This window comes from Streptomyces sp. NPDC002779, from assembly GCF_042888685.1.
In the GTDB taxonomy this organism is placed as follows: Bacteria; Actinomycetota; Actinomycetes; order Streptomycetales; family Streptomycetaceae; genus Streptomyces.
Genome location: NZ_JBIAQC010000010.1, coordinates 171,522 through 195,339, shown reverse-complemented (window position 1 = coordinate 195,339; position 23,818 = coordinate 171,522). Strand labels below are relative to the sequence as shown.

Below are 23,818 nucleotides of genomic sequence, written 5' to 3'. Positions count from 1 at the left end.
TACGAGGCGTACTTGGCGGCCGGTAGCCCGACCTTCCAGGACCTGGCCGCGGACGCGGCGCGTATCAGCGACCTCGACCCGGCGCCCGGCGCTGAGGTCATCCGGGCATGCCTGGGCGAAGCGCAGTTGCCCGCTCAGCAGGCCGACGCCGCCGCGATCGCCGTCATCCTGGCGCGCCGCGCCGCGTGGAACGCGGACGACTTCACGCTGCTGATCCGCGGCCTGTGGCTCAAGGCACGGCTGACGGCGCCGCTGGGACAGCCCCTGCGCCTCGTCACCGATCCGTTCGCCCTGGAGGTGCACAGGGCCATCGACCACAGCGCGGGCCAGTTCCCGCACGATCTGCCGCCGTTGCCCGCCTACGTCGAGCGCCCCCACGACGAGCAGTTACGCCAGTACGTCACGCAAGCCCTCAAGGGCACCAGCACGATGGCCGTGCTGATCGGCCCTTCCTCCACCGGCAAGACCCGCGCCTGCTGGGAGGCCGTCCAGGAGCTGCCCGACACCTGGCGGCTCTGGCATCCCATCGTGCCCGGCCGGGCCGACGCCGCCCTGACCGGGCTCGGCGGCATCGGCCCGCACACCGTGGTCTGGCTCAACGACACCCACCACTACCTCACAACTCCCGGCACGGGACTGGGAGAACGGGTGGCCGCCGCACTGCGCGCGCTGCTGCGCGAGCCGTCGCAGGCGCCGGTGTTGGTGCTGGGCACCATCTGGCCGGAACACTGGGCCCAACTCGTCCAGGAACCCGGCCCGCAGGAAGGCGGGGAAGACCCGCACGCGCAGGCCCGCTACCTCCTGGCCGGCACCGGCGTCACCGTCCCGGCCGCCTTCACCACCGCTGATCTCGCCCGGTTGCTCGGCCAGGCGGGCCGTGATCCGCGGCTGCTGCACGCCGCTCAGCATGCCGAGGACGGGCGCATCACCCAGTACCTGGCCGGAGCCCCGGCCCTGCTGGAGCGCTATCGCACCGCGCCACCGGCCGCCCGAGCGCTGATCGAGGCGGCCATGGACGCGCGTGCGGCCGGGCACACCGTCGCCCTGCCGCACGCTCTCCTGGAAGCCGCCGCCGAGAGCTACCTCACCGACGCCGAGTGGGACACCCTGGGCGAGGACTGGTTCGAGCAGGCCCTGGCCTACTGCGCGGCCCCCTTGCGCGGCGCACGCGGCCCCCTCACCCGTATCCGGCCCCGCCGCGGTGCCTCCGCGCCACCGCAACCGCACTACCGGCTGGCGGACTTCCTCGAGGAGCACGGGCGCGCCACCCGCCGCCTCGTCCACGCCCCCACGGGCTTCTGGGACGCCCTGGTCGATCACGCCCGCCGTCCGGATCTGACCGACCTCGCCCAGTCGGCCGGTGAGCGCGGCCTGCTCGCACCTGCCCTGCGGCTGTTCACCGCGGCCTACGAAGCGGGGCAGGGCGACAGCCTGCGGGCCGCCGGCACCCTCCTGCACAGCGCCGGGCGCATCGACGAGGCGATCACCTGGTACCAACGCGCCAACGAGGTCGGCGACACCGCCTCCCTCGGACTCGCCGTCACCCTCCTCTACGACACCGGGCGCACCGAACAGGCCCTCGCCTGGCTCACCGAACGCGCCCACCAGGGCGACCCGGCCGCACCCAGCTGGCTCGCCCAGCTCCAACCCGCCCAGTGACCATCGGCCGTGCTCGATGTGTACTCGATGTGTAACGGCGTACACCGTCTTGACAACATGTGTTTGCCATGGGCGCGAGGGGCAACGCGAAGGACATGAATCAGTCGAACAGCGCCACGAATCAAGACTCCGCGAACAAGCGGAACGCATCTGCCAAGGCCCGGCAGGCCACGGCGAAGGCGACTGCTCCCGCGTCGGAGGCGGCTGGCAAGGCAGCCGAGAAGTCCGGTGACGCGGCCTCAACAGCCGCAAAGGGGGCCGAGCGTGTGGCCGGAACCGGCACCGCGGTCGTGCAGAGCGCGGCCGCCGGTGTCCAGGCCGGGCGCAAGGCCGTCGTCACCGCGTCGGGACAGGCCGTGGCCCTCGCCACGACGGCGTGGACGTTGATCGCCAATCGGAAGCTCGTCGCCGCCGGTGTGGGGGCGGGCTTGTCGGCGGTGACTGCCACGTCCTATCTGGCCGGTCGCCGCGCCGGACGCCGTACGCTCGGCCCGATCACTCGTATGACCGGCGGGCGAATCTGACCGGCTGCTCCATCCGCTCGCAGGGGCGGTGGGCCGAACAGCGTGCCTGCGCGCACGATGTGACCGGCCCCGGACAGGGACACAGGGCCTCTTGGCTGCTTGCGGGCATCGAACCCGCGAAGACCAAGAGGCCCTGTCGTGCGACGGTTACTCAGCCGGAGCCGGGTGGCTTCCGCTCACGGCAGCACCTCGACGTACCCGTCGGTGCCGTGGACGCGGATCCGCTGTCCGTCCCGGATCAGGCGGGTGGCCTGCTCCACGCCCACCACGGCCGGCAAGCCGTACTCCCGGGCGATCACGGCGCCATGGGTCATCAGGCCGCCCACCTCCGTGACCAGGCCCGCGATTCCGGCGAACAGCGGCGACCAGCTGGGGTCGGTGAAGGCCGTGACCAGGATGTCGCCCGCTTCGAGATCGGCCTGTGCCATGTCGAGGACGACGCGGGCCCTGCCCTCGATCGTCCCCGCGGAGACCGGAACGCCGACCAAGGCGCCGGGCGGCACGTCGTCGCGCCGGTACGACCCTGTGACCACCTCGCCGTCCGAGGTGAGCACGCGGGGCGGGGTGAGCGCGTGGTACGACCGGAACGCCTCCTTGCGCTGCTCGATGAGTTGCTCGTCCACCTGCTTCGAGCGCACGACGTCACGCAGTTCCTGGAAGGTGAGGTAGAAGATGTCCTCCTTCTCCGCGAGCACACCGGTGTGCACCAGGCGCTCGGCCTCTCCCAACAGGGCCTGCTTGTAAAGGAAGTAGCGGCTGACGATGCCGTACTTCGGGTACTCCCGGTACCCGATGAAGGTCCGCAGCCGGTCGATCATCCGCTTGGTCTCGTCGGCTTTCCGGTCCCCGTCCGGCAGGGCGCGCAGGCGTGAGAGCACGTCCTGTTCCTTCTCCAGCGCCTTGAGCCGGCCTTCCTCGAACCGCCGCTCGGCGGCGCCCGGCTCGCAGTTCCTGACGTGGTCGAGGATCGGGGGCACCAGCGTGGTGGGGCGCTCGCGCCAACGCGGCCTCGTGATGTCGATCTCGCCGACGCAGCGCATGCCGTAGCGGTCGAGGTAGGCCTCGATGGCGTCGCGTGCGTCGGCGCCGCCTTCCACCTTCGGCAGTTCGTCCAGGAAGCTCTCGTCCTCGGCGCCCTCCAGGAACGCCACCACCTTCGGATGCGGGCGGATCACATCCGCGACGTCGAGCAGTGCCAGTCCCATCTCGGACGTGATGTTGCCGGGCGCGGAGAGGGTGAGCGTGTCAGCCGCGTTCCTCTCGCCCAGCCACTCCCCCAGCTTGTCGTTGAGCCACCAGGTGGCCTCCATCCCCGCCATGATCGCCTGCATGCTCAGCGGATCACTCAGGACTCGCTTGTGCTCCTCGACCGCCTCCAGCAGGAAGTCGAACAACGCCGGTCCGCTCTTCGTCCGGATGTCGCGCTCCAGGGCGTCGATGGACATCTGGCTGCGCTCGATCAGCTCGGTGACGAGGGCGGGGTCGGTCTCGATCGGGGTGGGCGCGGCGGCCCTGGCCGGGGACTCGACGGGGCCGGTGTCCGGGAGAGTGGCGATGAAGTCGTCGCGTTCGAGGACCGTCTCCACGGCGTCCCGGATCAGCGGATCGGCTTTCCCCAAAGCGTCCAGGAGGCCGGCGCGGGTCGTGGGCGAGGCCAGGCGCGGGGTGACGTCGACGAACAACCGACCCCCGGCTTCCTGCATCGGCACCATCGCCGTCAGCTGCCACATGGACAGTCCCAACGGTTTCATGGGGTCGGTCATCATCTGTCCGTGGCCGACGGAGACGTAGACGTGGTTCTCCTGGGAGCGAGCCTCGGGGACGGGGAACAGCGTCGTGATGGGCCGGCTCTGAACGATCCGGAAGTCATCGTCGAGCAGGCACCATTCGATGTCCTGCGGGCGGCCGAACCGTGCTTCGATGCGCCGGCCGAGCTCCACCAGCCGCACGGCCTGCTCATCGGTCAGCGCCGGCTGCTGTTGCCGCTGCGGGTCGATCGCCACTTCCTGGGTGCCGCCGGACGGCAGGGCCTGAACGGCCCGCTGTTTGGCGGCGATTGTCCTGGCGACGACCTCCCCGTCCCGCACCTTGAAGACGTCCGGGTTCACCAGGCCGGAGACAAGGGCCTCGCCGAGGCCGAAGCCGGCGTCCACGGTGGCGACCTTGCGGTTGCCCGTGACGGGGTCGGCCGTGAACAGGATGCCGGCCGCCTGCGGGAGGACCATCTGCTGCACGACCACGGCCATGTGGACCGTACGGTGGTCAATGCCGTTGCGGCGGCGGTAGATCACGGCCCGCTCGGTGAACAGCGAGGCCCAACACCGGCTGATGTGCTGGAGGATGGCCGTCGGTCCCATGACGTTCAGGTACGTGTCCTGCTGGCCGGCGAAGGAAGCCGTCGGCAGGTCCTCCGCCGTCGCGCTGGACCGGACGGCGTAGGCGGCGTCCTCCCCGGAGCGGCTGAGCGCGTCAGTGATCGCCGCCGCGAGATCGCCCGGCATGGCGATCCCTTCGATGATCCCGCGCACCTGCGCGCTGAGCGTCCGGATGCCCTCCCGGTCGTCCGGGTCCAGGCGCGACAGCTCATCGAGCCGATCGCCGACCGCCGGTTCTTCCGCCATGACCCGCCGGAAGGCATCCGTCGTCACGCAGAAGCCGTCCGGCACGCGAACGCCTTCGATCCGCGCCAGCGCGCCGAGCTGGGCACCCTTGCCGCCGACGACCGCGACCCGGGTCTCGTCGACCTCGCGGAGCGCAAGCACGTACGGCCCCACCGGCGCCTCCAGCTCGGTCGGACCTTCAAACAACTGCTCACGCACCGCGCGCCCTCATCTCTGCAGGTTGTAGCCTCGGCGGACGATTTTGCGCCCTCACCGGGGCCTTGCCGCAAGCCCCCCGGTGCGCTATATGTTGAGCATGGCAAGGAGCCGGAACTCCTTGCCTTTACTTGTGCCCCTGCGCCCCTGTGCCCTCCAGCTGTCCCTTGGTTGCCCGCCGGCGCTGCGCGAAGCGGTGCGTGCCGTAACTGGTGTGTTGGGCATCGGCCCCATGGCGCGCCACGGCCCTCGCCCGAAAGCCGCTCTGACCGGCAGGCGCACGCGATCCGCACTGTGACGACCCCGCCCCGCGCCGTCACCCTGGCGGCCCGGTTGGATCTGTGGCGGGTGGGGCACTCGGGGCGCGGTCGGCGGCCGGTCGGCCATGGCGCCTTGGGAGGACTTCGTGGCTGTTCGTCATCAACTGATCCGCGTCCCTCCGAGCCGGGTGTGGGCCGTCCTCTCCGACGGCACGCGGTACGGGGAGTGGGTGGTGGGGACCTCCCGGTCCTGGCCCGCCCGCGGGCAGTGGCCGCAGACCGGCGCGGCGATCCGCTACGAGATCCGCCTCGGACCCCGGAAACTGGTCAACGAGACCGTGGTGCGCCACTGCGAGGAAGGCGCCTGCCTGGAGCTGGAGGCCGACGCGGGGCCCCTGGGCACGGCCCGTATCGCGATCGAGCTGCGGCCGTGGGGCGAGGACTGCCTGGTGATCGTCGACGAGCATCCCCTGCGCGGCACGGGAGGCCGGCTGCACAACGCAGCCATCGAGCCCCTGATCCAGCTGCGCCATCGCGCGATGCTCGCCCGGCTCGCACGGTTGTGCGAGAACTCCACCCCCGATGCGTCGCCGAGGGCCCGGAAGCCCCGGGCCAGGCCGCGGAAAGCGCACGCCGCGCCGCAGGGAGCCGATCCGGAGGCGCCGGACGCGGTGGTGATCGGCGCGGGCCCGAACGGCCTGGTGGCCGCCAACCTGCTCGCCGACGCCGGGTGGAGCGTAGAGGTACTGGAGGAGCAGCCGGAACCCGGCGGCGCCGTACGCCACGACCGGGAAGTGGACCCCGAATTCGTCAGCGACCTCTGCAGTTCGTTCTATCCCCTGGCCGCCGCTTCGCCGGTGCTGGCCGGGCTCCGCCTGGAGGATCACGGCCTGCGGTGGAGCCACGCCCCCAGCGTGCTCGCGCACCCCCTCACCGACGGCAGCTGCGCGGTCCTGGACCGGGACGTCGACGTCACCGCCCAGTCCCTCGACGCCTTCGCGAAGGGCGACGGGGATGCCTGGAGGCGGCTGCACGACATGTGGCAGGACCTGGGTCCCGACATCGTGGACGCGCTGTTCACCCCTTTCCCTCCCGTACGCGCCACGGCGCGGCTCGCGCGGCGGCTACGGGCCGCGGGCGGCCTGCGGATGGCCCGCTCCCTGGCCCTGCCGGTCCGCCGCATGGGTGAGGAGGAGTTCAGCGGGGACGGCGGACGGCTGCTCCTGGCCGGCAACGCCCTGCACGCCGACCTCGCCCCCGAGTCGGCGGGCAGCGGCGGATTCGGCTGGCTCATGTCCATGCTGGGACAGACCAATGGCTTTCCCGTCCCCGTGGGCGGAGCGGGCGCGCTGATCCAGGCCCTGACGCGGCGGCTGGAGGCCCGTGGCGGGCGGGTGCGCTGCGGGCAGCGCGTGACCCAGGTCGTGGTCGCGGGCGGGCGGGCCGTCGGCGTGCGCACCGCGTCGGGTGACATGGTGGGGGCGCGCCGGGCGGTCCTCGCCGACGTGTCGGTGCCCTCTCTGTACGGCGAACTCGTGGACGCCGACCATCTGCCCAGCCAGCTCATGGACGACCTGCGCCGCTTCCAGTGGGACTTCGCCACGTTCAAGGTGGACTGGGCGCTCGACGCCCCCGTGCCCTGGCAGGCGTCGCAGGCGGCCAGGGCCGGCACCGTGCACCTCGCCGACGGCATGGACGAACTCACCCGCTTCGCCGCGCAGATCGCCATGCGGCAGGTCCCGGACCGCCCCTTCCTGCTGTTCGGCCAGATGACCACCGCCGACGCCTCCCGCTCGCCACAGGGCACCGAATCGGCCTGGGCGTACACCCATGTCCCCCACGAGGTCGGCTCCGACGCGGGCGAAGAGGGCATCACCGGCCGCTGGGAAGCCGCGGAGCAGGAACGCATGGCCGACCGGATCGAACGGCAAGTCGAACGGTTCGCGCCCGGTTTCCGCTCCCAGATCCGCGCCCGCCGCATCCTGGCGCCCCCGACCCTGCAAGCCCTCGACGACAACCTGCGCAACGGCGCCATCAACGGAGGCACGACCGCGCTGCACCAGCAGCTCTTCTTCCGCCCCGTGCCCGGCACCGGTCGCCCGGAGACCCCCGTGGCGGGCCTTTTCCTCGCCTCCGCCAGCGCCCACCCGGGCGGCGGGGTGCACGGCGCTCCGGGGGCCAACGCCGCTCGCGCCGCCCTGCGCCGTCACTCACCCGGCCTGTCCCGCGCCCAGCGGCTGCTGATGCACCGCGACCGCACGGGAAGCAAGCGCTGACCGCCCGACAGCGCCGACGCACCACCGCACATCCGCACATCCGCGAGGAAGGAACCCATGAACGACGTCGCCGAAGCCTCCGGCTCCCTCGACCCCAGCCACGAGCGTCCCGCCGACCTCGGCAGCCTCGACCTCGACGACAAGACCGTCGAGGCGCTCGGAGCGCTCTCCAAGGCGTGGGAGACCACCGAGCGGGCCCGGGGTCGCCTGTACGACTTCCACCAGCTGACCGGGACCGCCGACCTGCAACTGGACGACGCCGTACGACTGTTGAAGGAGGCCGGTCATCCCGAGTGGGCGGAGAAGGTCCGCACGGAGATCCTGGGCCGCAATGTCATCCCCGGGCACTGGACGTTCCAGATCATCGAGGCGTACAACGCCACCTACTACCAGCCCTTCCAGGAGCTGGAGACGAGTGCCGTCCAGGAACTCGCCGGGGGCCGTGACCACCTGTACGAGGCGCAGCTCAAGGAGAAGCGCCGTACACCCGGCCACCCGGACCACACGCAGGGCCCGATGAGACGGCAGACCTGACCGAAGCGAGCCGGCCGATGCAGACCTTCCTGCCAGAATCCGACTTCCACCGCACCGCCCTGCTGCTGGACCGGCGACGACTGGGCAAGCAGCGCGTCGAAGCACTCCAGGTGCTGCGCGGCCTGATCATCCCCGGCTACGGGTGGCGCCGGCACCCGGCCGTACGCATGTGGACGGGGTACGAGGAGGCACTCGTGCGGTACGGCCTGGAGATCTGCCGGGTCTGGCGGGACCAAGGACACCAGGACAGCTGCGCGGCATCCCTCGTCTCCCAGCTGGCCGCGCACCGGCCCGGTACCGCGGTGCGCGACCAGCCCGCCCTGGCGGCCGCGGGTGAGCTGCCGCCCTGGCTGGGCGACGAGCCCTTCCACGAGAGCCACCGCTCCGCCCTGGTCCGCAAGGACCCGGACACCTACGCCGCCCTCTTCCCCGGCGTCCCCGACGACCTGCCCTACGTGTGGCCGGCCTCGGACCGCGAGCGCTGACGGAGCGGCCGGTTCAGCACCTGGTGGTGACGCCTCCGGTCTCGTCGCCCTTGAGGTAGATACCGCTGACATAGCCGACCCCGCCCGCGTTGAGCGGCAGACGGATCCATTTGTCGTTGGTGATGCCCTCCGCGGTCACGCTCTGACCCACGGTCCAGCAATGCGCGGGGTACGACTGACCCGCGTACACCTTGCTGACGGCGTTGCACGAAGTCGACGCGCAGGAACGGACGTTGGCCTCGGCCCACGCCGTCACCGTCGACCCACCACCGCCACTGTCCGGCATGAAGGTGACGTCGACCCAGTCGTTGTCGGTCATGCCGAGGCCGTCCCAGAAGGTGCCGTCCGCGACGTCGATGCCGGCCGGGTTGGCGACCCGTCGGCCGAACTCGTCGAGCCCGCCGTTGTAGCCGCTCTGGTACGCGGCCTGGGCCTCGGGGGTGCCCTGCGGCAGGTCACGCCACATCTCGCGCTGCGCGGGCGGGTTCCAGTAGTCGTCGCGGGTGTTCCACGGGCCGACGTCCCACACGGGCGCGGTCTCGCACCGCCCCTTGTAGCAGAGGCGTACCTGGTACTCGTGTCCGCCGTTGCCGGCCAGCATCCGGCGTGAGGGCAGGGCCACGAAGTGGTCGCGGGGCTTGATGACATGGCCGTTGGCGGTGGTGTGCCCGGTGAGGCCCTCCCGGGTGGCGAAGAGCCGGTAGGTGGGCCCGGACGCGGCCGCCGCCCTGCCGTCACGCGGAAGCCGCGGCGCGGGCTGCTCGGCCGCGGCGGTGACGGTGACGGCACGGACGGTGGGTGACGCTCCACCGGGGACGCCGAGCAGGGTGAGCCGGACCTGGAGGAGGGAGACCGCCTGCGGCAGCCTGACCTCGTCCGCGCCGCCCGTGGTCCGCCACTGCGTCCAGGTGCCGGGGTGGTTGCTGCCCCGGATCTCGGTCAGCACCTTCGTGCCGGCGGGGACGTCCGCCCGGGTGCGTACGGTGAACGCCGTGAGCTGGCGCCCGAGGCTCTTGCCGGGCGAGGTGTACACGGCGTGGGAGGCGCCGGGTTCCGACGGTGTCCGGTGCCGGCTGTCCTTGACGGTGAGCCCGGCCGCACGGCGGGCGACATTGCCCCGGTCGGCCTCCGGTCCCGCCAGATCGATGCGCCAAGTGTCCTGCTGGGCGCGCGCGGAGGCGGGCGACGCCGCCAGGCCCGTCAGGACGAGCAGCAGACTCAGCAACGGCGTTACCCACAGCGGCGTACGCCACTGGGCACGCACGGATGTGACAGACACGGTTTCCCCCTCGGTGGGTGCGACGAACGGTCCAGGACTACCGCCCGCCGCGGGCGCCGTCTCTCCGCAAACTTCCGGATGCCCCGCGGGGCCGCCGCGCGCCTAAGGTCCGGGACCACTGCATCCCACGGCTCGTCAGAAGCCGTCATCTCAGGGGAGGAACCCACGTGCGTCTTGGTCTGCGCGGCATGAACCTGCGGGCCGGTCTGCTGGCCGCGGCGGCCCTGCTGCTGCCCCTCGCGGCGGCCGCACCCGGTCACGCGGCGACGAACGGCTCCACCGCCGCCACCGCCTTCGCCGGCTCCTGCCCGGCCTCCGGCGTGATCACCCAGGGCTACAGCAGCACCCACGACGGTGTCGACATAGCGAGTTCGCTCGGCACCCCGATCCACGCCGTCGGCGCCGGCGAGGTCATCGCCTCCGGCCCGGCCCAGGGCTACGGCCAGTGGATCCGCATCCTGCACCCGGATGGCACGGTGACCGAGTACGGGCACATGTACCAGCGGGACGTCTCCGTCGGCCAGCAGGTGTCGGCCGGTCAGCGCATCGCCCTGATGGGCTCCGAGGGCGAATCCACCGGCGTCCATCTGCATCTGCGAGTGCGGGTCGGCACCTCCACCACGGTCCGCGGCATCGACCCGGTGCCGTACCTGCGCGACCGCGGAGTCACGCTGCCGTGCACGCCCGGCGGGGGCGGCGGCGGTGGCGGTGGTGGGTCGACGGTGACGGCGTGGGCCGAGGCCAACGTCCGTTCCTGCGCCTCGACTTCGTGCAACGCCGTCAGCAAGGTGTACGCGGGTCAGTCGTACCCCGCGCATTGCTGGACCGTGGGTCAGAGCGTGACCGCGGAGGGCATCACCAACGACAAATGGATACGCCTGCCGCTCAACGCGGGCGGAGTCGGCTATGTCAGCGGTATCTACCTCAAGGGCGACGAGACCGGAGGCGTCACCACCAGGTGCTGAGACGGGTCGCGGCGGCCGGTGCTTGCGAGTGCCGGCCGCCGCCGTCCCTGTCTCAGCCGGCGCAGGCCGGGACCGCCGGGTGACTTCTGGTCCGCACCTCGGGCAGCCAGGCGGTGGTGCGCTCGGACTTCGGGCCCTTCTCCGCCGCGGGCAGCCGGATGCGGTACCACCGGGAGGACCGCACACCCACCTCGTCGGTGATGGGCACGCCCCGCTCCTGCGCGCACTCGACGGCGAGGGCGTCGCCGTGCCACACCCGGGTCTGCACCACGTTGTCCAGGACGTACGGCGCGGTGGGGTCGATGGCCAGGCCGAGGCTGCACGTGGGGTGCCGGTCGGTGCGGGCACGGCACTTGGTGTCGGCGTTGTACACGCTCAGCCGGGCCAGCTGCCCCGTTCGCCCGACGCCGCCCTCGGAGTAGCCCCACTGCCACCAGGCGGCGCCTCCCGCGCCGAGCAGGGCGACCGCGGCGCCCGCGGCCAGCGCCGCGGCCCGCCGGCCGGACCGCTGCCGGGCGACGGGGTGGTCGTCGCCGTGTCCGGCGGCCCGGACGCGCTCCAGCAGACTCTCCGACGTGTGCGCCGCGCGTTCGGTGTGGGCGGGCAGGAGACAGTCGGCGGCCAGCGCCCGCCAGAACTCCGGCACCACGACGTGCAGCCGCAGCGGGGCCCTGCCCTCGGCGTACTCCTGGACGGCGGAGGCCCGGGAGGTGAAGGTGGCCCCCGGGAAGGGCGAGGTGCCCCCGGTGAACACCTGATGGATCATCACGCCCAGCGCCCACACATCGGCGGTGGGCCGCACCTGTACCCCGCGTTCGTCGAGCGGAGCTCTCCAGCGCTCGGGAGGAAGGTAGTCGGGTGATCCGAGCGGTGGGATGTACCCGTGGGTGCCGCGCGTTCCCTCCAGTTCGGCGGTGAGCCCGAAGTCGGAGAGCCGTAGCGAACCGTCCGCCATGATCAGCACGTTGTCCGGCTTCAGGTCGCCGTGCACCCAGCCGAGCCGGTGCAGATGGGCCAGCCCTTCCAGGATCTCGGTCAGCAGCCGGTCCGCTTCCGGCAGCGGCTTGCCGCCCGCGGCATCCAGCAGGTCCTGGAGGCTGCTCTCGGCCCGCTCCATGACCAGCACGACGGCCCCGTCCAGCCCGGGCACCTCCGAGTCACCGAGCACCGCCGAGTCCAGCAGCCGCATCAGCCGGGGATGGTGCGCCCGGCTGCCGAACTCGATCTCCCGCCGCGCCGTCTCCGCCAGCCGCTCGGCCTGCCGGGGAGCGAGCCCCGAGGTCGGCAGGAACTTGAGCGCCACCCGGCCGCCCGCGGCGCCGTCCTCCCCCTCCGGGGCCTCCGCGGTGTCCCGGCCCTCGTAGACGCGACCCCAACCGCCGTCGGCGATCGGCTCGGTGACCTCCCAGCGGCCCACGCGAAAACCCCGGGGTATCCGGCCCAGCCTCTCCCCGGTCCCGCCGCGGCCCGTGGTGTCCGTTCTCCCGTCGACGTGCTCGTCGCACGTCTCCCCCGCACTGTTCACCGGTGCTCCCCCGCCCGTGCGAGTTCCGCGAGCGGAAGGTCCGGGGCTCGGGGCGGCAGCAGCGCCAGGTGCTCCTCGCGGACCAGCCCGAAGCGCAGCGCGACACCGACCACGGCCTCGCGCTTGCCGGTGCGCCGCGCACCGCTGCCCGCGTCGGCGGGGTCCTGCGGCCCGCGCACGCGCAGCTTCTGCTCCGCCAGGTAGTCGATGTGGGAACTGACCGCCCGCGCGGTCAGCCTGGCCAGCGCCGGATGCGTGCGGATGCGGTCCACGACCTGCGGGGTGGTGGGCACCGAGACGGCCGATTCGTCCCGCAGCCGCGGTTCGCACAGCGCCACCAGGACGAGGAAGTACGTGGCGGTCTCGTCCAAGGAGTAGGCGTTGAGGGTACGGGTGCCCATGACACCGCCGGGACCGTCCGTGTCGAGGTAGACATGGTCGGGTGCGAACACCTGGAAGCTCACCGAGGAGCCGCGGGTGGGCAGGACGACCCGGGCGAACTCGAACGGGATCGGCGCACCCGACCGGCGCGGCGGGACGCGAAGGTACTCTCCCGCGCCTTCCGGGTTCTCGACCAGATAGCTGTGCGTGGTGGAGTAGTTGGTGAGCTGCCAGTGGTCCTCGGTGACCCGCACCTCCCCGGCGAGCCGGGAGACGGCCGGGTCGGCCAGCAGCAGCTCGACGGGATGCGCTTTCGAGCCCCGGCCGAAGCGCGCAGCCTCCCCCGGTCCCAGGCGCAGCGTGGTTGCCGGTTCCGTGCGGTGTGCTGACGGCAAATGAATCAGTATGCCGCTCATCGACAGATTGTCCTTCCCCGAGTTCGGCCTGGTCAGTGGCCGGCAGGCATCGTAGCCCTGGGGGATCCCGTGCGAGCCCGCGCGGGGGGACCGTTGGCTGAATTCTGCCGGTGGGCGGGAGCGGCCGCCCGAGGCCGATACACGCAGAGCAGGACGCGGGCCCGGGTGGATTCCGTTCCACGCCGGGCCCTTCGCCGCTCGTCTCCCCGTGCTTCTACGGGGAGCAGACGGGCACACCGGGGAGTTGGTTGCCCGGTGAGCTGATGTAGATGTTCGTCATGTAGCCGCCGTACTGGGGAAGATAGGCCCACCAGTCGTTCGTGTATGGCGGAATGCTGACCTCCTGTCCCCGCTTCTGGCAGCTGACCAGGACCTCCACGCCGGCCGGCAGCGTCGTCAGCGGGGTGGTGTCGACGGTGGTCGGCCGCAGCCGTACGTTCGCGCCCGGGCCCCAGGTGCCGAACCAGCTGCCCGCCGGACGGACGGCGCCGGGCACGTCGAGGGAGCGGGTGAGCCGGTTGACGGCCGTGTAGGCCGTGCCGTACGGGGTGCCGTCGGGGTGGAGGGTGAACACGGCCACGATGCTGCGGTCCTGGGGCCCGGCCGTGCCGGTGGTGTGCAGCGCCTCCTGGGTCAGGTCGACCCCGGCTGCGGCACGCGGCGTGGACCGCTGCGCCGGGGTGGCTGATGCGGTGGTCGGGGGCTTGGGGGCGCAGTTGCCGGAGCTGCCGAAACCGGACCAGCCCTGCTTGACCGCCCACGGCCGCTCGAAGGAGCCCGCGACGCCGAACTGCTGGTCGAACCCGTCCGTGCCGCAGCGCGTCGACTGCCGCAGGTTGCCCATCACGTAGTCGCGCACCGGCGCGGAGGCGGTGTCCAGGATGTGGCGGTAGATCCGCACCGTGTCGGCGGCCGACAAAGCCACGTAGCCCCAGTAGGCCTCAAGTCCCGCGGGCGGGTTGGCGGTGTCGGTGAGCCCGAGCTGCGTCACCGTACGGTCGATGATCGCCGTCCGTCCGCCGAGGTCCCAGTAGTAGCCGGCCGCCTTGTCGTCGCTGCTGCGCAGCATCGAGTCGAGGCGGGTGCGGTCGGCGGCGGGCAGGGTGCGGGGGTCGCGGGTGCGCAAGTAGTCGAGGGCGATGAGGAGTTTCACCACCGACGCCGACCGGAATTGCTGGTTCTCGTTGAGTCGTTCGGTGAAGGTTCCGGTCGTACGGTCGAAGACCGCCACGCCCGCGGTCACGCCCGCCGGTACCTCGGCCTGCGTGGCGCGGGCCGGTGCGGCGGTGGCCTGCGGCGTCCCGGTCAGGCCCAGCACCGTCGCGGCCAGGGCGAGGGCTGCGCCGGCGGCGGCGAGGCGCCGCGGGCGTCTGCCGCTCCGGTGCGGCGGGCGGCCGGCGACTGAACCGCGGTGGTGGGTGGTCGGACTGTTCACAGTGGGTTCCCCTTTTTCGCTCGGGCCACCGCGGCGTCGTGCCACGGGCACGGGTGCGGGCCGGACAAGGCAGGGCCTGTACCGGCGCGGCGCCCCTCGGTGCGCACCCGGCGGCGGGTGTGGGACACCTGCTTGCCGGGCGGGTTCCGCGTACGGGTCGCAGGCGGCGGGGGCACGCTACGGCGCACACCGGGCCGCCGGTATCCGGAAGTTGACGGAGTGACCGTGCCGCCGGGAAGGGGGTGGCCCAGGACCAGGAGCGCGCCCCGCCCGCCCCTACCCCACTCGCCCTCAGGGCGTCATTCCGCGAACTTCCGGATGACGCGCCCGGCCGCGCCCCGGATACGTTCCGCAGCGTCCGGTCGAGCCGCACACCGTCGGCCGACAGCACACGCTCCGTCCCGACCGGGGACCGTTACCCGGCCGGGGACCACCATCGACGACACGAGGAGTTCCGATGAGCGGAAAGGATCTGCTCCGGACGCTCGCCGTGACGGGCCTGCTGCTCGTCACGGCCTGCTCCAGCGCCGACCAGCCGTCCGACGACACCGCCGACCCCCTGCGCACCGGCCTGACCGACGAGGAGCGCAAGCTCCTCAGCGAGGCCGAACAGCGGCTGATCACCGACTGTATGCGGGACAAGGGCTTCAAGTACGGCCTCGACCCGGCGGGCCCGCGCAGCGACGCACCCGAACGCCGCTTCGGCCTGGACGACGTCACCTGGGCCCGCCGACACGGCTACGGCCTGGCCGAGGCGGCCCGCTCCGGCGACCGGGAAGGGAAGGCCGCGGCCGAGCAGGGTCCCCAGGCCCGCTATCTCGCCTCCCTCTCACCGCGACGCAGGGCCGAGTTCGACCGCGCCCTCAACGGCACCGACCGGGCCGCGATCGTCGTCCCGGCGCCCGGCCGCGGCCAGATCTTCACCAGCGCCGACGGCTGCCAGGCCGACGCCCGCACAGAGCTCTATGGCGATCTGCGCCAGTGGACCGAGGCCAAGGCGGCCGTGGTGAACCTGGAGTACGTCACCTTCGACGATGTGGTCGCACAGAAGCCGTACACCAAGGCGGAGGCCGACTGGCGCGCCTGCATGAAGGGACGCGGGCTGTCCTACGCGAGCTCGTCGGAGGCCATAGGCGCGGTGGCGAAGGAGAACGAGTCACGCACCGCCCAGAAGGCGTGGAAGCGCGAAGTGACCGTCGCCGTCGCCGACGCAGAGTGCAACCGCGCGGCCGGACTGGCCCGGACGGGCAGCCGCCTGCAACGGCAGCACGTGCGGGACGCCGCGCACCACGAGTTCGCGCGCCAGACCCGCTACTACACCCAGGCGGTCACGACCGCGCTCGGCCGAGCCCGCACTGTCGTCGGCTCCGCCTGAGCGCGCACCGCCCCACCGAACCCCCCGGCGCTCAGCCGGAGGAAACCCACCACAAGGAGAACACCATGCGCACCACCAAGCGCGCCCTGCTGGGGCTGGCCCTGGCCGGCGCCCTGCTCCCGCTCGCCGCCACCACCGCCCAGGCCGGCGGCACGACCCCCACCTACAGCACGAAGGACCCCGGCAACTGCCCGGCGGGCAACCTGTGCGTCTACGCGGACATCAACTACGGCCAGGGCGACGTCGGCATCGCCATGTTCAAGTACGACAACCCCATCTGGTCGAACACCGTCAACAAGTACATGGCCCACGAGGACTCGTCCTGGTTCAACAACGGCACCGGCACCTCGTACAGCTCCGTGGAGGTCTTCGCGGACAACGGCTACGGCGGCAACTCCTTCTGCCTGGACAGCGGTTGGGGAAACACCTGGGACAAGGTGGCCAACGACCAGGGCGAGGCCAACCGCTGGAAGAACGGCCCCTGCTGACCTGAGTTCGCGGAGCACACCACCCCCGGGTCCACGGCCCGGGGGTTTCTCCTTGCCGTCAGGCGGTGAACCCGCTGCTGCGCTCCACCTTCGCCACGTGCAAGGAGTAGCTCTGGTACCACTCGGCTCGTCCGCGCTTCTGTGCCGCGCGGTGCTCGAGGTTGTTCCGCCACTCGGTGAGGGCGTCGGCGTCACGGAAGTATGCGACGGTGATGCCGAGCCCGCCCGGATTCTGCGCGTGGTCCAGGCCCAGGTAGCCGGGGACGTTCTTCACGAGCTCTTCCATGCGTGCGTTGGTCTCGCGGTATCCGCCCTGCTCCTGGGTCCGCACCGTGGTGAAGACCACCGCGTAGTAAGGGGGTTCCAGTGCCTCGAAGGGCATGACAGGCGCTTCCGGCTCGATGCTCATGACGTCACCGTAACCCGGAGGCGAGCGTTCCCCTCCCCTCAACTTTCCTGAGCTCACTGGGTTGTTGACTCGAAGGTGCCCAGCCCTTCGGCGTCCAGGTACTCGACGGTGAAGGATCTCTCGTCCGGGTCGAAGGTGACTCCGGTGCGGCCGACGGCGTTCTCGCCCCTGGTCAGCAAGCTGAACCTGTCGCCGTCGTAGTGCGTGAGCCGGTAGGACTGGGGGGCCGGTCCCAGCCGGAGGGTCAGGGTGCCGTCCTTGCGGGCGGGTCGGCGTAGTCGGTCTTCGACCGGCCCTCGTCCTCCTGCTGCTGGTACACCGCGTCCACGAGGGGAATCCAGTCGCGGCTGACCTCGCCGTCCTGCGCGATGTCGAAGAAGTCCAGCGCGACGGCGTCCGCGACCCCGGCGGGCGCGCTGTTGGTCAGTACGACGATGCCGAGCTGCTCGCCGGGCAGCATGGTGACGTTGGTGTGCGCGCCCAGCGCGAACGCTCCGGTGTGCGAGAGTCTCAGTCGGCCTTCGTCGTCGTAACTCACGTTCCAGCCAAGGCCGTAGAAGCCGGTCCGGCCTGCCGGGGCATGGGGCGGGTTGGCCACCGACTCGGGCCAGTGGGTGCGCTCCAGGGCCTCGGCGTCGATGATCTGCTTGCCGTCGAGTGTGCCGTCGGCGAGTTGGAGGTTCAGCCACTTCGTCATGTCCCGGGCGGTGGAACTGACGCCGCCGGCGGGTGACTGCGCGTCGGGGTCCCGTACGTACTGGGCCTTCCAGGTGCCGTCGGCGGTTTTGACGTGCCCCCAGGCCCGGTTGGCGGCCTTGGCGCAGTCCTCGAAGCGTGAGCTGGTGGCGTCCATGCCGGCCGGCTTGTAGAGGGTGTCGACGGCGAGTTTCTCCCAGGGCACGCCTTCTTCGTCGGCTACGGACTGGGCGGCGGCCGTCAGCCCGAAGTTGGTGTATGCGTAGCTGGCGCGGAACGGGGCGAGGGGCTCGTGGCGCAGGTGCGACAGGATGTACTCGCGGTCGTAGCCGAGGTCTTCGAGCAGGTCCCCGGCGTGGTCGGGCAGGCCGCTGCGGTGCGAGAAGAGATCGGCGACCGTCACGTGGGAGGTCACCCACGGGTCCTTGAGGCGGAAGTCCGGCACATGGGGGGCCACTGGCTTGGTCCAGCCTTCGACGCCCACCGCTCCGGCGACGACCGTCGACGCGATGGGCTTGGAGACGGAGGCCAGCTGGAAGACGGTATCGGCGTCGACGGTGGCCTTCTCGCCGGCCTTCCGCACGCCGTATCCCTTCAGGTGCAGCACCTTGCCGTCGTGGACGACGGCGACGGCCACGCCCGGTGTGCCGGTGCGCTTCATGGCCGCTTCCACCACGCCGTCGAGCCGGTCGACGGCCCGCCGCACCTCCGCCCCGTCCAACTGGGGCGGCGGCTGGGGCGGGGGCGGGGACGGCCCCGGCGCGGCGGCGCCCAGGAGCGCTGTCAGCCCGGCCACGGCAACCCATCCGAACCTGCTCACTCCTCCATTGAAAGTCCCGCGACGAGGTCTGTCGCGCCCAGCCGGACCCACCCCGGAGCCGAGCCAAAGGTCCCGCTCGGCAACGATCTCGCCATCCACCACCCCGTACGCGTACGCCTCGGCGAGCGAGAGGGCGACCGGATCGACGAAGCGCTCCTGATCGTGCCGCACCCGCAGGCGGGATGCGATCTGCCAATACCCACGCCTGCCGGCAAACCGTCGATCACGCCCACCAGTTGGGCTCAGCTGCGTCTGCTCGCGCGGATCGTGCAGGTGTCCGTCCGCGTGGGGCACCACAGGGTGCGGCCGCCCACCAGATGCAGCTCCAGGTCGGCGTCCCGCATGCCGTTGGTGTCGAGCGCGGCGCGCAGTTCGCTCGGGGCGGGCTGCGGGGGCAGGCCGAGGATGCCGATGACGACGATGCCGTTGCGTGCCTCGACGGAGGCGACCTCCCAGGTGCCGGAGGCGGCCCACTGCTCGGCGACCGGCCGGGCGTCGGCGGCGAGCAGGCGGTCCCGGGCGACGCTGATGGTGCCGGCGGTGAGCGGGGCCGCGACGAGCACGAGCACGCAGGCCACCGCGGCGAGGGTCCGCCCGCGGAAGCGGCCGACGCGCAGAGCGGCCCGCTCCGCGCCCGCCCGGACGCCGTAGCAGAGGAACACCACGGTTCCGGTGGCCACGATCGCGGCCACATTGGTGGCGAACAGCAGCGCCGACTGGCCGGCGTCGTGGTAGCGGTGCACGGTGAGCAGCAGCCCGGTGACGGCCAGGGGCGGCACCAGGGAGATGGCGATCGCGACGCCGGGCAGCGTGTCGGAGATGTCGGAGCGCACCAGCGCGAACGCGCCGACCGTGCCAGTGGCCAGTGCGGCGAGCAGGTCGATCAGGCGGGGGCTGATGCGCGAGGACACCTGGCTGTTGGAGGCGAAGCCATCGGGCGGCGCGGCGATCCAGCCGAGCAGCATGCCGATCGCCACCACGGCCAGCGCGCCGCCGAGCACCAGCAGCACACAGCGGACCACCTGGTGCCGGTCGGCCAGGACGAGCGCCAGAGCGCAGCCCAGGATCGGCGTCATGAGCGGGGCGACGATCATCGCGCCGATCACCGTCGCCGTGGAGTCGCCCACCACACCGGCGCTCGCGATGACGGCGGCGAGCACGAGCAGGCTCCAAAAACGCGTCGAGCCCGGGCTCCGCAGCCCGCGCTCGATGAACAGGGTGTCGGTCATGCGCCGGGCGGCGACCGCGTCGACCTCTGCCACTGCCGGTTCCTTCCGGGTTCAGGCGGCCTCGTGAGCGGGCGCCGGACCCACCACGGTCCAGCCGGTCGGGGTGATCACAGTACGGGCCACCAGCACGAAGGGGCTCCAGGCGCGCGGGGTGTCACGGGCGGGAGGCGGCGTCGATGCGAGGGCTGAGAATGAGCGCGTGGACCATCTGCTGCACCTCGACCGCACGCTCGACGAACTGGACCCGCCCCGCTGGTGCCCTCCTGGTGCCGAGGCGACCGACTTGGTCCGCAAGGTGCACGGCCTGCGGCGCATTCCTCTCGGTGACATGAGTCCGGCGGATCTCCGCACGCTCGTCTCCCAGCAGGTGGCCCTGCCCTTCGTCCTTCCCCGCTCCGTGTGCCTGCTGCTGAAGAATCCGCTGCTGGACTCGTACTTCTACGAGGGAGACCTGCTGCTTGCCGCCGTCCGTGCCCCGTCTTCGGCCTGGGCCCTGATGCCGGACCTGCACGCGTGCCTGCGCACCGTGATCGCGGCACTGCCGGAGGCGGCGATCGCCGAGCTGCCGCGCGGCGCTGCCGAGGACCTCACCCGCTTCGTCACCCGGCCCGAAGCATCCAGCCCTGGGCCCCGGGGCAAACGGCGTCCGGGCGCCCGCTGATAAAATGAGGGCACGCTTCGACCTCGCCGGGGCCCGTACCAGGGAGTACGGGCCCCGCAGCGTTCCGGGGCGCCAGATCAGGAAGGTCCCGTATGAACCCGAAGCCGCCCGCCCCTGGGCTCTCCCCTGCCGGTGCACCGCAGCGGGCGACAGGACCGCAGGGCGAGCCTTCGATGCCGCTGACCGTGTCCCCGGGCCTGCCTCCGGCCGCGTCCTTCGCCGTCCTCGACATGCCGTCGAAGCTGACGCAGAAGATGACCGGCCTCGGCGTGACGGAGCCCTTCCCGATCCAGACGGCCACCCTGCCCAACGCGCTGGCCGGCCGCGATGTGCTGGGCCGCGCGCGGACCGGCTCCGGCAAGACGCTGGCTTTCGGGCTCGCGCTCCTCGTCCGGACGGCCGGCCTGCGAGCGGAGCCGAAGCGGCCGCTCGCGCTGGTCCTGGTGCCGACCCGGGAACTCGCACAGCAGGTGAGCGACGCGCTGACCCCGTACGCGCAGACCCTGAACGTGCGGCTGGCGACGGTGGTCGGCGGGCTGTCGATCAACCGGCAGCAGGCGCTGCTGCGCACGGGAGCCGAGGTCGTCATCGCGACGCCGGGGCGGCTGACCGACCTGGTGTCGCGCCGCGACTGCCACCTGAACCAGGTGCGGATCACCGTGCTGGACGAGGCGGACCAGATGTGCGACCTGGGGTTCCTGCCGCAGGTCTCGGAGATCCTGGACCAGGTCCGCCCCGACGGGCAGCGGCTGCTGTTCTCGGCCACCCTCGACCGCAACGTCGACCAGCTGGTGCGGGACTACCTGCACGACCCGGTCCTCGCCTCGGTCGACCCGGCTGCGGGCTCCGTCACCACGATGGAGCACCATGTGCTGAACATCCACGCCGCCGACAAGTACGCGACCGCGACCGAGATCGCCGCGCGCGACGGCCGGGTCCTGATGTTCCTGGACACCAAGGCCGGCGTGGACCAGTTCACCCGCCACCTGCGGGCCAGTGGCGTCCGGGCCGGTGCCCTGCACAGCGGGAAGTCGCAGCCTCAGCGCACGCATACGCTCGGCCAGTTCAAGGACGGTGAGATCACCGTGCTGGTGGCCACCAACGTCGCCGCACGGGGCATCCACATCGACACCCTCGACCTCGTCGTCAACGTCGACCCGCCGGCCGACGCCAAGGACTACCTGCACCGTGGCGGGCGCACGGGACGCGCCGGGGAGTCCGGGACCGTGGTCACCCTGGTCACCCCCAACCAGCGGCGCGAGGTGAACCGGATGATGTCCGAGGCGAGGATCCGGCCGACGGTCACGCAGGTGCGTTCCGGCGAGGCGACGCTGACCGCCATCACCGGCGCCAAGCGCCCGCCGACCCCGGCCGGGAAGAGCGGCGGCAACGCCCCCTTCCGCGGTCTCGGCTCCCGCCCCGCGAAGGAGTCCCGCAAAGCCGCCGAGGCCCGCAAGGCCGCGGAAGCCCGCGCGGCGGCCAGGGTACGCAAGGGCCGCTGACGGCGGTCCTTGACTCCTACGTCGGATCAGGCGACGCGAGCAGCCGGGTGCGGAAGTGGTCGAGGACCTGGTCCAGCGCCTGGCGGGTGGGCTGGCCCGGTTCGTCGATCAGATGCTCGGTGAGCACCGAGTGCGGGGGCAGCAGCCCCTCGGGGTTCGCCGCCTTGTCATCGAGTTCGATCGCCACGAACGCCTCGCCGAGCTTCTCCCGCAGCAGCGCGAACCGCTCGGCGGGGGCCACCCGGTCACCGCGGAAGCGCAGGCCGAGCACGGTCAGGCCGCCCGCCGCGCAGCGCTGCTGGACGGTGCGCAGGTCGCCCGGGGAGATGTCCAGGGAGCGGCGCTTGCGCGCGGTGACGGGCAGCGGGAGAGAGGGCTGGCAGAGCACGGGTGCGAGGAGGCGTTCATCGGTGGCCATGGCGAGGGCGTAGCCGCCGGTGAAGCACATGCCGAGCGCGCCGACGCCCGGACCGCCGCACCGCTTGTGCTCGCGGACCGCCAAGGCCCGCAGCCAGGTGACCACGGGTGACGTGCGGCCCGCCGCGAGGGCGGTGAACTCGCGGCTCACGCAGATGTGGGCCGCGGCGCGCAGGCCGGTCATCGCGGTTCCGGTCCAGCCGTGGGCGCGTGGGTGGGGATCGCGTCCGGCGACGCCGAACAGGTCCGGCAGAACCACGGTGCAGCCGATGTCGCGGACGCACCGCGCGAAGCGGGCGACCTTGGGAGTGATGCCCGGGATCTCGGCGATGACGATCACGGCCGGGCCGGTGCCGGAGCGCAGCACGACATGGGACCGGCCTTCGTGGGTGAACGGCTCCCGGGTGAAATCCGTCAACGGGTCGTCGGCCACGCGTCCTCCTGGCTCCAGGGCGGTGCTGAGGTCCTGACAACGGATCAGGATCCTACGCGCCAGCAGCTGTCACCGCACCGGTGCGGCTTCAGCCATGCCCGACGCTTCAGCCACGCCCTTCACCTTCGGCCTCATCCTGGTCCTGCTGCTTCGGCCGCCCCAGCAGTGCCCGCAGGATGGATTCGCCCTCGGGGTCGAGTGCGGAGACGAAGCTGGTCAGTACCGCCTCGCGGTCCTGCTCGGCGTCCAGCACCTTGCGCATCCTCCACGCGGCCAGCCCCGCCTCGTCCGAGGCCGGCGTCCAGACGAAGGCCCGGCCGGAGCGCTCCCGGGTCACCGCACCCTTGGTCAGCAGCCGGGTCAGGATCGTGATCACCGTCGTATAGGCGAGGTCACCGCCGAGCCGCTCCTGCACCCAGCCCGCGGTCGCCGGTCCGTCCGCCGCGCGCAGGGCCGCGAGAATCTGCCCCTCCAGCTCACCCTGCCCCCGCCGCCGACGGCGCCGGTGGTCCGTCACGCCCTGGCTCCCTTCCGCTGCCGCGCACTTGACGGCGGTCCGCCGCCCCGGAGTACCCCTTCCATGATTTCTACAATGCTGTAGATTCGGCAGCGGCGGAACCTCGATCGGGATCTCAACCAGGAGGAAAACAGTGGGTGTTTCCCTGTCCAAGGGCGGCAACGTCTCGCTCAGCAAAGAGGCCCCGGGCCTGACCGCCGTACTGGTCGGCCTCGGCTGGGACGTGCGCACCACGACGGGCACCGACTACGACCTGGACGCCTCCGCCCTGCTGCTCGACGCCGCCGGAAAGGTGCTGTCCGACCGGCACTTCATCTTCTACAACAACCTCACCAGCCCGGACGGCTCCGTCGAGCACACCGGCGACAACCTCACCGGTGAGGGCGAGGGCGACGACGAGGTCGTCAAGGTGAACCTGGCGGGCGTACCCGCGGAGGTCGACCGGATCGTCTTCCCGGTCTCCATCCACGACGCCGAGAACCGCGGCCAGAGCTTCGGCCAGGTCCGGGGCGCCTTCATCCGCGTGGTCAACCAGGCCGGCGGCGCCGAGATCGCCCGTTACGACCTCTCCGAGGACGCCGCCACCGAGACCGCGATGGTCTTCGGCGAGCTCTACCGCAACGGCGCCGAGTGGAAGTTCCGCGCGGTCGGCCAGGGTTACGCCTCCGGCCTGGCCGGGATCGCCGCCGACTTCGGCGTCAACGTCTGACCCGGAC

The 23,818-nt window shown here is 71.9% G+C and carries 20 protein-coding genes and 2 pseudogenes; 12 read left to right on the top strand and 10 right to left on the bottom strand.

All coding sequences use genetic code 11. The features are described from left to right. The first annotated feature begins 12 nt into the window (after positions 1–12). Together ACFYW5_RS27145 and ACFYW5_RS27140 are read left to right on the top strand one after the other, a co-directional pair. Positions 13–1,659 carry a hypothetical protein gene (locus ACFYW5_RS27145; RefSeq protein WP_389419699.1) on the top strand — a complete coding sequence of 549 codons (1,647 nt, stop codon included), beginning with the start codon at positions 13–15 and terminating at the stop codon, positions 1,657–1,659. A 266-nt stretch (positions 1,660–1,925) separates the two neighbouring features. Beyond that, complete coding sequence (locus ACFYW5_RS27140) at positions 1,926–2,183, top strand: hypothetical protein (protein ID WP_389419698.1); 258 nt, start codon at positions 1,926–1,928, stop codon at positions 2,181–2,183. Between the two features lie 176 nt (positions 2,184–2,359). Here ACFYW5_RS27140 and rph read toward each other — a convergent pair whose 3' ends face one another. After that, the gene (rph, locus tag ACFYW5_RS27135) at positions 2,360–5,002 is read right to left on the bottom strand and encodes a rifamycin-inactivating phosphotransferase (protein ID WP_389419697.1); all 2,643 of its coding nucleotides are present in this window, start codon (positions 5,000–5,002) and stop codon (positions 2,360–2,362) included. A 382-nt stretch (positions 5,003–5,384) separates the two neighbouring features. On the opposite strand from rph, the pseudogene ACFYW5_RS27130 reads away from it, so the two are divergent. The 4 genes and pseudogenes from ACFYW5_RS27130 to ACFYW5_RS27115 form a co-directional block, all read left to right on the top strand. Beyond that, a pseudogene (locus ACFYW5_RS27130) lies at positions 5,385–5,816 on the top strand (SRPBCC family protein); the annotation flags it as partial. A gap of 114 nt (positions 5,817–5,930) precedes the next feature. Further along, on the top strand, positions 5,931–7,535 hold the full coding sequence (locus ACFYW5_RS27125) for a phytoene desaturase family protein (protein WP_389419835.1): 1,605 nt from the start codon (positions 5,931–5,933) through the stop codon (positions 7,533–7,535). A gap of 57 nt (positions 7,536–7,592) precedes the next feature. Then, positions 7,593–8,069, top strand: coding sequence for a hypothetical protein (locus ACFYW5_RS27120; protein WP_389419696.1), 477 nt, complete (start codon positions 7,593–7,595; stop codon positions 8,067–8,069). A 17-nt stretch (positions 8,070–8,086) separates the two neighbouring features. Continuing rightward, positions 8,087–8,554 carry an MSMEG_6728 family protein gene (locus ACFYW5_RS27115; RefSeq protein ID WP_389419695.1) on the top strand — a complete coding sequence of 156 codons (468 nt, stop codon included), beginning with the start codon at positions 8,087–8,089 and terminating at the stop codon, positions 8,552–8,554. Positions 8,555–8,567: 13 nt separating this feature from the next. Here the strand turns inward: ACFYW5_RS27115 and ACFYW5_RS27110 are convergent, their stop codons facing one another. Continuing rightward, positions 8,568–9,833, bottom strand: coding sequence for an SH3 domain-containing protein (locus ACFYW5_RS27110; protein WP_389419694.1), 1,266 nt, complete (start codon positions 9,831–9,833; stop codon positions 8,568–8,570). A gap of 167 nt (positions 9,834–10,000) precedes the next feature. Here ACFYW5_RS27110 and ACFYW5_RS27105 point away from each other — a divergent pair, with 167 nt between their 5' ends. Then, positions 10,001–10,798 carry a peptidoglycan DD-metalloendopeptidase family protein gene (locus tag ACFYW5_RS27105; RefSeq protein ID WP_389419693.1) on the top strand — a complete coding sequence of 266 codons (798 nt, stop codon included), beginning with the start codon at positions 10,001–10,003 and terminating at the stop codon, positions 10,796–10,798. 52 nt (positions 10,799–10,850) lie between these two features. Here the strand turns inward: ACFYW5_RS27105 and ACFYW5_RS27100 are convergent, their stop codons facing one another. From ACFYW5_RS27100 to ACFYW5_RS27090, 3 genes are all read right to left on the bottom strand, one after another. Further along, positions 10,851–12,215: a serine/threonine-protein kinase gene (locus tag ACFYW5_RS27100; RefSeq protein ID WP_389419692.1), complete on the bottom strand. Its 1,365-nt coding sequence runs from the start codon at positions 12,213–12,215 to the stop codon at positions 10,851–10,853. A 104-nt stretch (positions 12,216–12,319) separates the two neighbouring features. Next, entirely contained in the window at positions 12,320–13,120 is an 801-nt protein-coding gene (locus ACFYW5_RS27095) for a serine/threonine protein kinase (RefSeq protein WP_389419691.1), read from the bottom strand. A 214-nt stretch (positions 13,121–13,334) separates the two neighbouring features. Continuing rightward, positions 13,335–14,450 (bottom strand): hypothetical protein, encoded by a 1,116-nt coding sequence (locus ACFYW5_RS27090; protein WP_389419834.1) that lies wholly within the window; start codon positions 14,448–14,450, stop codon positions 13,335–13,337. Positions 14,451–15,012: 562 nt separating this feature from the next. Here ACFYW5_RS27090 and ACFYW5_RS27085 point away from each other — a divergent pair. Continuing rightward, the gene (locus ACFYW5_RS27085) at positions 15,013–15,930 is read left to right on the top strand and encodes a hypothetical protein (RefSeq protein WP_389419690.1); all 918 of its coding nucleotides are present in this window, start codon (positions 15,013–15,015) and stop codon (positions 15,928–15,930) included. Between the two features lie 65 nt (positions 15,931–15,995). Next, on the top strand, positions 15,996–16,418 hold the full coding sequence (locus tag ACFYW5_RS27080) for a peptidase inhibitor family I36 protein (RefSeq protein ID WP_389419689.1): 423 nt from the start codon (positions 15,996–15,998) through the stop codon (positions 16,416–16,418). Between the two features lie 58 nt (positions 16,419–16,476). Here ACFYW5_RS27080 and ACFYW5_RS27075 read toward each other — a convergent pair whose 3' ends face one another. From ACFYW5_RS27075 to ACFYW5_RS27065, 3 genes and pseudogenes are all read right to left on the bottom strand, one after another. Beyond that, positions 16,477–16,827 carry an antibiotic biosynthesis monooxygenase family protein gene (locus tag ACFYW5_RS27075; protein ID WP_389419688.1) on the bottom strand — a complete coding sequence of 117 codons (351 nt, stop codon included), beginning with the start codon at positions 16,825–16,827 and terminating at the stop codon, positions 16,477–16,479. A 53-nt stretch (positions 16,828–16,880) separates the two neighbouring features. Next, a pseudogene (locus ACFYW5_RS27070) lies at positions 16,881–18,343 on the bottom strand (serine hydrolase domain-containing protein). Positions 18,344–18,585: 242 nt separating this feature from the next. Then, a complete protein-coding gene (locus ACFYW5_RS27065) occupies positions 18,586–19,605 on the bottom strand; it encodes a DUF389 domain-containing protein (RefSeq protein ID WP_389419687.1) in 1,020 nt (339 codons plus the stop codon). Positions 19,606–19,771: 166 nt separating this feature from the next. Here ACFYW5_RS27065 and ACFYW5_RS27060 point away from each other — a divergent pair, with 166 nt between their 5' ends. Together ACFYW5_RS27060 and ACFYW5_RS27055 are read left to right on the top strand one after the other, a co-directional pair. Beyond that, entirely contained in the window at positions 19,772–20,233 is a 462-nt protein-coding gene (locus tag ACFYW5_RS27060) for a contact-dependent growth inhibition system immunity protein (protein WP_389419686.1), read from the top strand. Positions 20,234–20,325: 92 nt separating this feature from the next. Further along, the gene (locus tag ACFYW5_RS27055; protein ID WP_389419685.1) at positions 20,326–21,735 is read left to right on the top strand and encodes a DEAD/DEAH box helicase; all 1,410 of its coding nucleotides are present in this window, start codon (positions 20,326–20,328) and stop codon (positions 21,733–21,735) included. Positions 21,736–21,751: 16 nt separating this feature from the next. Here the strand turns inward: ACFYW5_RS27055 and ACFYW5_RS27050 are convergent, their stop codons facing one another. Together ACFYW5_RS27050 and ACFYW5_RS27045 are read right to left on the bottom strand one after the other, a co-directional pair. After that, a complete protein-coding gene (locus ACFYW5_RS27050; RefSeq protein WP_389419684.1) occupies positions 21,752–22,585 on the bottom strand; it encodes a dienelactone hydrolase family protein in 834 nt (277 codons plus the stop codon). A gap of 106 nt (positions 22,586–22,691) precedes the next feature. After that, a complete protein-coding gene (locus ACFYW5_RS27045) occupies positions 22,692–23,102 on the bottom strand; it encodes a BlaI/MecI/CopY family transcriptional regulator (RefSeq protein WP_389419683.1) in 411 nt (136 codons plus the stop codon). Positions 23,103–23,235: 133 nt separating this feature from the next. Here ACFYW5_RS27045 and ACFYW5_RS27040 point away from each other — a divergent pair, with 133 nt between their 5' ends. Next, the gene (locus tag ACFYW5_RS27040) at positions 23,236–23,811 is read left to right on the top strand and encodes a TerD family protein (RefSeq protein WP_383308546.1); all 576 of its coding nucleotides are present in this window, start codon (positions 23,236–23,238) and stop codon (positions 23,809–23,811) included. Positions 23,812–23,818 lie beyond the last annotated feature (7 nt).